At 65.6% G+C, this 1,329-nt stretch carries 1 protein-coding gene; it reads right to left on the reverse strand.

Translation table 11 applies throughout. From position 1 onward, the window contains the following. The coding region (locus tag BLS99_RS25440) for a M23 family metallopeptidase (RefSeq protein WP_143034956.1) at window positions 1-1,202 on the reverse strand (1,202 nt) is incomplete at its 3' end. Window positions 1,203-1,329: the final 127 nt, after the last annotated feature.

Here is a 1,329-nt window from a genome sequence, read left to right on the forward strand (position 1 = left end):
CAGCGTCCGGCGATGGGCAGGTCGTCGAAGTTCCCGAACTGCCTGACGATGTCGGGGTCGCCGGAGTTGTCGTTGCGGTTCTTCAGGTAGAACGTCCGGTTGTCGGGCCGGTAGACGCCGATCGTGTCGTACGCGTCGCCGTCCCAGTTCCCGACCACCGGCAGGTCGCCGTTGTTCCCGAAGTGGAACGCGCCATCGGCGTCGCCCGAGTTGTCGTTCCGGTTCTTGAGATAGAAGGTCCGGTTGTCCGGGCGGTAGACACCGATCGTGTCGTACTGGTCCCCGTCCCAGTTCCCCGCCAGCGGGATGTCCCCTTCACTCCCGAACCGGAACGCGCCGTCCGCCTCACCGGAATTGTCGTTCCGGTTCTTCAGATAGAACGTCTGGTTGCCCGGCCTGTAGACCGCGATGGTGTCGTACCCGTCGCCGTCCCAGTCCCCCACCAGAGGAATGTCGCCCTTGTTCCCGAAGCGGAAGGCACCGTCCGCGTTCCCTGAGGTGTTCGAGTTCTTCAGGTAGAACGTCTGGTTCTCCTCGTTGTACACGCCGATCGTGTCGATGCCGTCGCGGTTCCAGTCTCCGGCCAGCGGCACCATGCCGGCATCGCCCAACCGAGCGGAAGCACCACCAGGGAAGTAGAACGTGCCGTTCTCGGGCCGGTACAGACCGATCTGGTCGACGGTGGAGCCGCAGTTCCGGCTGGTGTGGTGGTTGATCGCGCTGGTGTACTGGAGCGTGACGCCGTCGATGACGATGCGCTGGTTCACGCCGTTCAGCTCCTGCTCGTAGTGCAGGTGCGGACCGCTGGAGTTTCCGGTGCTGCCGACCTTCCCGAGCTCCTGCCCGGTGACGACGTGCTGGCCGTTGACGACGCTGGTGCTTTGCAGATGGGCCACCAGGGTGGTCCACGAGCCGCCGTGAGAGACCCGCACGTAGTTGCCGTACCCGGAGCTGCCGTGGACCACCTCGATGACGGTCCCCGCGGCCGAGGCCAGCGCGGGTGTGCCGAGGTCGCCCGACCCGGCGATGTTGAAGTCGATCGCGTTGACGACCTCGCTGGAGTGGTGGTAGTACTGCCGCTGCTGCCCGCACGGCCATGGGGCCGCGAAGCCCGGCGCGGCCGCTTGGGCGATGTTGAGGGGAAGCAGGCTGCCCGCCAGCATCACGGCGGCCGCCAGAAGGACTTTCATTGTGGAACGCATGTCGTCTCCTTCAGGGTCGCGCCGGTCAGCCCCAGCGTCCGGCGATGGGCAGGTCGTCGAAGTTCCCGAACTGCCTGACGATGTCGGGGTCGCCGGAGTTGTCGTTGCGGTTCTTCAGGTAGAACGT

This window comes from Glycomyces sambucus, assembly GCF_900102815.1.
Lineage (GTDB): Bacteria > Actinomycetota > Actinomycetes > Mycobacteriales > Micromonosporaceae > Glycomyces > Glycomyces sambucus.